This is a genomic window from Serratia sp. (in: enterobacteria), assembly GCF_046715635.1.
GTDB lineage: Bacteria > Pseudomonadota > Gammaproteobacteria > Enterobacterales > Enterobacteriaceae > Chania.
On sequence record NZ_JBKJYW010000453.1, the window covers coordinates 1 to 6,349 of the forward strand.

Genomic DNA, 6,349 nt, shown 5'->3' on the forward strand with positions numbered 1-6,349 from the left:
GGTTAATGCTCTACTCGGTAGCGAGACGCTGGCCGGATAACTCAAATTGATATGTTCCATAACATCCTCTTGATTGATTATTCAGCGAGCCGTAGCCCGATCGAGGAAGAGTGCCGCAGCCAGTAAATCGGCCGCGCCGCCTGGCGAAGCATTGCTGGCTAATAGCCGTTGCTCCAGTTTTGCCAGCGCCGCCCGCCCTGCGGGATGCTGATATCCACCGGCATGCAGAACCTCTGCAGCGCCCAATTGCATCGCCTGTAGCGCTGGCAAACCGCCGCGCGACAACACGCAGGTATCGCTCAGGGTGGTCATCACCGCCATCAGCGCATCTATCTGTGCGGCTTGCTCACTGGCCCCCTGACTGCGGCTGCGCCACAACTGCGGCAGCGCCCGTCGCATCACATGGGGAAAGCCTTGTTGGGCTTCCTCACGCGCACCTGGAACCTGATAACGCTGCGTGGCTCGCAGACCCTTGCTGAACAGTTTTGGACTGGCATGATCGGGTAACTGCGCCAATTGCGCAGCCAACTGGCAGCTATTGCGCGGGGTAGCGTTACCTGCTTGCATTGCCACCGCCGTCACCAGCAGGCCCAGCGCCCAGATCGCTCCACGGTGAGTATTAACCCCGGCGGTAGCGGCCATCATCAAGCGTTCGCCTTCGCGGCCAATCCGGCCAACTTCCTGGCGTAATGCACTGTCTGCCGGGCGTTGCCAGCCAGCAATCGCCAATGCCTGGAAGACCGGGGTAAGGCTATTGGCAGAACGCTCCATCAGCGCCAATGACAGATCCTGATGCGCTCCTGAACCCCGAGCATCCACCAGCCCTGGCTTCGGGCTGAGGCGTGCCTCATCCAACAGCGCCTGCGTAGCCCATTCGGCTAACTGCACAGCCGCTACATCCGCCTCGCATACGCTAAAACAGGGGGAAAGTTTCATTACCAGCTCCGGAATTTCGCTGGCGGGTTATACAGGCCGTCGGACCACTCGACCAGATCCGCTACGCTGCCTGCAGCCAGCAAAGAACGCGAAGCATCGGTGCGGCGAATGTCGAGATCTTCCGGGAACACCACTTTGCCTTCGCGGCGCAGCTCGGCCACGCGTTTAGCGTCCACACCCAGCCCGATATCGGTGATACCGGCCACCGCAGCCACCATGGCGCGGCGCTCTTCCAGCGAGCGCGCACGATACAGATAAGCGATGCCCTCTTCGGTCAGCACGTGGGTCACGTCATCGCCATAAATCATCACCGGTGCCAGCGGCATGCCAGACTCTTGCGCCACATCGACGGCATCGAGTTTTTCTACGAAGGTCGGTTTGGCACCCGCCTGGAAGGTTTCCACCATCTGCACCACCAGCTTGCGGCCGCGGGCCAACGGATCCGGCTCTTCGATCATATCTAACCAGGCAGGAGTAGCGTGGCGACGACCGTGTGGATCGTGCCCCATGTTCGGTGCTCCGCCAAAACCGGAGAGGCGGCCACGTGTCACGGTAGAAGAGTGGGCCATACCGTCGATCTGCAAGGTGGAGCCGATAAACATATCTACGGCGTACTGACCGGCCATCTGGCAGAACGCGCGGTTGGAGCGCATGGAACCATCGCTACCGGTAAAGAAAATATCTGGGCGGGCGGCGATATAGTTCTCCATCCCCAGTTCACCACCAAAGCAGTGCACAGTTTCCACCCAGCCACTTTCAATCGCCGGGATTAGGGTCGGATGCGGGTTCAGGGTCCAGTGTTTACAGATTTTACCCTTCAGCCCCAGTTGCTCGCCGTAGGTAGGTAACAGCAGTTCAATGGCGGCGGTGTTAAAGCCGATACCGTGGTTCAGCGATTGCACCTGATGTTTGGCGTAAATGCCTTTGATCGCCATCATCCCCATCAACACATGCACGGGTTTGATCAGGCGCGGATCGCGGGTAAACAGCGGTTCAATAAAGAACGGCTTGTCTGCCACCACCACAAAATCAATCCATGAACCGGGGATATCAACTCTTGGCAGGTCCGTTTCATCATCAACCAGTTCGTTGACCTGAGCGATGACGATGCCGTCTTTAAACGCGGTGGCCTCAACCAGCGCCGGGGTATCTTCGGTACTTGGCCCGGTGTACAGATTGCCATGACGATCGGCCTTGAACCCGGCCACTAGCGCCACGTTCGGCACCAGATCCACATACAGGCGGGAATAGAGTTCGATATAGGTGTGGATGGCACCGATTTCGAGCTGCCCATCCTCCAGCAGTTGGGAAATGCGCAGGCTCTGGGTACCAGAGAAGGCAAAATCGAGCTTGCGTGCGATGCCTTTCTCAAAAATATCCAGATGCTCGGCGCGGCCAACGCTTGGCATGATCATATGCAGATCGTGGACTTTGGCGGGGTTGACCTCGGCGAGCATGCGGGAGAGAAAATCGGCCTGTTTCTGGTTATTGCCTTCCAGCACCACCCGATCGCCAGAAACCAGCAGTTTTTCCAGCACGCTGGTCAGATCGGCGGTAGGGATCACTTTGCCCTGCGACTGCCCTTGCACACTCGCGATACGGCGTTTTTTTTCCTGCCGCCGGGTATCCCAAACGCGCGTGGGGCTTTGATGAAGCGACATACCTCAACCTCCTGGGTTTACTTGGTTCTGTTCAGTTCGTTTAGAGTAAGAGTCTAGGAGAGCGCCATCAATCAAGTCGGGGGACAGTTTGTTAGCCTGAGAGTAATGATTTCATCAAATCAATACTAATCAATCAGTTATTATCAATAAAAGCGGGGAGCGATCACACAAAAACGGGGAACCCAAAGGCTCCCCGTGATGATGCTAACTCAGTACCGAATTACACCGCGGTTTGGAAAATCACACCGTCGGCTTTTTCCGTGTACTGGGTCAGTTGGTCGAAGTTCAGGTAACGGTAGGTATCCGCCGCCGTCTTGTCGACCTGTGCCATATAGGTCTGATACTCATCAGGCGTTGGCAGACGGCCCAGCAGTGATGCCACCGCAGCCAGCTCAGCGGAAGCCAGATAAACGTTGGCACCGGTACCCAGACGGTTCGGGAAGTTACGGGTCGAGGTGGAAACCACGGTCGCACCATCCGCCACGCGTGCCTGGTTACCCATACACAGTGAACAGCCAGGGATCTCGATACGCGCACCGCTCTTGCCAAAGACGCTGTAGTAGCCTTCTTCAGTCAGTTGAGCTGCGTCCATCTTGGTTGGCGGAGCCACCCACAGACGAGTTGGCAGTTGGCCTTTATGCTGATCCAACAGTTTACCCGCCGCACGGAAGTGGCCGATGTTGGTCATGCAGGAACCGATAAACACTTCATCGATCTTGCTGTTGGCCACGTCGGACAACAGGCGCGCGTCGTCCGGATCGTTCGGCGCACACAGGATAGGTTGCTTGATATCGGCCAGATCGATTTCGATCACTGCGGCATATTCCGCATCCGCATCGCCTTCCAGCAACTGCGGATCCGCCAGCCATTTTTCCATCCCCTGAATACGGCGCTCCAGGGTACGGCGATCGCCATAACCTTCGGAGATCATCCACTTCAGTAGCACGATGTTAGAGCTCAGATATTCGGCGATCGGTGCCTTATCCAGCTTGATGGTACAACCGGCGGCGGAACGCTCTGCCGAGGCATCGGTCAGCTCAAACGCCTGCTCAACCTTCAGTTCCGGCAGACCTTCGATCTCCAGAATGCGGCCAGAGAAGATGTTCTTCTTGCCCTTCTTCTCTACGGTCAACAGGCCCTGCTGGATCGCGTAGTAAGGGATAGCATGCACCAGATCACGCAAGGTGATACCAGGCTGCATTTTGCCTTTGAAGCGCACCAGCACCGACTCAGGCATATCCAGCGGCATCACACCGGTCGCGGCAGCAAAGGCCACCAGACCAGAACCGGCAGGGAAGGAAATGCCGATCGGGAAGCGGGTGTGGGAGTCGCCACCGGTCCCGACGGTATCCGGCAGTAACATGCGGTTCAGCCAGGAGTGGATCACACCATCACCCGGGCGCAGCGAAACGCCGCCACGGTTCATGATGAAGTCTGGCAGCGTATGGTGAGTCGTGACGTCTACCGGTTTCGGGTACGCGGCAGTGTGACAGAACGACTGCATCACCAGATCGGCAGAGAAGCCCAGGCAAGCCAGATCTTTCAGCTCGTCACGGGTCATCGGGCCGGTGGTATCCTGTGAACCAACCGAGGTCATCTTAGGTTCGCAGTATTCGCCAGGGCGAACACCAGCAACGCCACAGGCGCGGCCAACCATTTTCTGCGCCAGCGAGAAGCCCTTGCTGCTAGCCGCTACCGGCTTGGCAATGCGGAACACTTCGCTGTGCGGCAGGCCCAGCGCTTCACGCGCCTTGGTGGTCAAGCCACGGCCGATAATCAGTGGGATACGGCCACCGGCACGCACCTCATCCAGCAGCACATCAGTTTTCAGCTCGAAGCTGGCAACCAGTTCACCGGTTTCATGGTTACGCACTTCGCCTTTATACGGGAAGATGTCGATCACATCGCCCATGTTCAGGTTGGAGACGTCCACTTCGATCGGCAACGCACCAGCATCTTCCATAGTGTTAAAGAAGATTGGCGCAATCTTGCCGCCCAGCACCACACCGCCGCCACGCTTGTTCGGCACGTAGGGGATGTCGTCACCCATAAACCACAGCACCGAGTTGGTGGCAGATTTACGGGAAGAACCGGTACCGACCACGTCACCGACGTAGGCCAGCGGGAAACCTTTCTTGTTCAGCTCTTCAATCTGCTTGATCGGGCCAACGCTACCCGGTTGATCCGGGAAAATACCTTCACGTTCGCTCTTGAGCATAGCCAGCGCATGCAGTGGGATATCTGGACGTGACCAGGCATCCGGAGCGGGTGACAGATCGTCGGTGTTGGTTTCGCCAGTCACTTTGAACACGGTCACGGTGATCTTTTCCGCCAACGGTGAGCGAGACAGATACCATTCGGCATCGGCCCAGGACTGCATGATCTGCTTGGCGTGTGGGTTACCGGCTTTGGCTTTCTCTTCTACGTCGTAGAAGTTATCAAACATCAGCAGCGTATGGGAAAGCGCCTTGGCAGCAATCGGTGCCAGCTTTTCGTTATCCAACGCATCGATCAGCGGATGAATGTTGTAACCGCCCTGCATGGTGCCTAGCAGTTCAATGGCTTTTTCGGGGGTAACCAGGGGGGAAGTGGCTTCGCCTTTGGCAACGGCTGCCAGAAAACCTGCTTTGACATAGGCGGCTTCGTCGACGCCCGGTGGTACACGGTTAATCAGCAGGTCTAACAGAAATTCTTCTTCGCCTTTTGGCGGATTTTTTAATGATTCAACCAGCGCTGCCATTTGTGTCGCATCTAATGGCTTAGGGACGATGCCCTCTGCAGCACGCTCGGCCACGTGCTTACGGTATTCTTCTAGCACGACTTTCTCCTCGCTCTCATTGTCATTTATTGTGCCTGGCGTTTTATATTCAAACCGGGTTTAGCGCACGGCGATATTTGACGGGGCACTGCTGTCGATATCCTGGACTGTAAGTAAGGTACAGTGCCCGGTTCCGCCCAGCCAGCATATCAGGATTTGAATCGGTTGTTAATTCGTTCACATAAAAGCAACATTAAATCTTTGCTGAATCGTTGACCGCAGCGTAATCGGCTGCAAAGCAGGCGGGACGGGCTCGGGTTCGTTACGGCACAACAGCAATCTCAGCCCAATGAGCACAACATAACGTCCATACTTTTACAATGGTTATCGATAGGGTTGGGAGAAATTGGCGGGCGTTGGGCACAAAAAAACCGCCATAAAGACGGTTCTTTTGTATCCGCGCGGTGTTAGCAGGCACCGAATGAATTTTTTACATCGTTAAAGAACGATACAAGCACTACCAAGTTCCAGCATTGTGCGTAAAGATGGTTAAAAAATCAACCGATTTGATGCAAAAAAACGCTGTTTTATGTACTCTGATTTTGGGTCTGTTCTGCCGGTTTAGCAGCCGGTCATCGGGCTTGAGAACAGTGCTGCAACTACTGCGATACAAGCATTACCAAGTGCTTGTTCCACCGGGGCTTTCCCGGTGAAGTCGCGGTGGTCGTGGTTCCACAAGGAACGCGCAATGAAAGGGAGATCACTCATTATCCTGCTCATTGTACTGGGATAGGTGTTTGTAGTCAGTAAAGGTGGCTTGTCAGTTTCCGGCAACCAACTGATCTTCAACGTCGTATTCCAGAACATGTAAGCTACTGGCCGCTCTTTGAGCGGCCTTTTATTGGCATTTAATCCAAAATAAAAACGGCCCCTTTACAGGAGCCGTTGATCAACCTTACCAACCGCAGAAATTACTTCTTCTTGGCTTTCGGGT

Annotated in this window: 3 protein-coding genes; all 3 read right to left on the minus strand. The window is 55.7% G+C overall.

What is annotated here, in order from left to right:
- Positions 1-81: 81 nt before the first annotated feature.
- The 3 genes from ACLQ7H_RS23500 to acnB all read right to left on the minus strand — a co-directional run bounded on the left by ACLQ7H_RS23500 (position 82) and on the right by acnB (position 5,415).
- Complete coding sequence (locus ACLQ7H_RS23500; protein WP_411754749.1) at positions 82-936, minus strand: triphosphoribosyl-dephospho-CoA synthase; 855 nt, start codon at positions 934-936, stop codon at positions 82-84.
- Positions 936-2,597, minus strand: a complete 1,662-nt coding sequence (gene mdcA / locus ACLQ7H_RS23505) for a malonate decarboxylase subunit alpha (protein ID WP_368458455.1) — start codon at positions 2,595-2,597, stop codon at positions 936-938. The genes ACLQ7H_RS23500 and mdcA overlap by 1 nt, the downstream gene beginning before the upstream one ends.
- 220 nt (positions 2,598-2,817) lie before the next feature.
- Positions 2,818-5,415 (minus strand): bifunctional aconitate hydratase 2/2-methylisocitrate dehydratase, encoded by a 2,598-nt coding sequence (gene acnB / locus ACLQ7H_RS23510; protein WP_121607801.1) that lies wholly within the window; start codon positions 5,413-5,415, stop codon positions 2,818-2,820.
- Between the last annotated feature and the right edge of the window lie 934 nt (positions 5,416-6,349).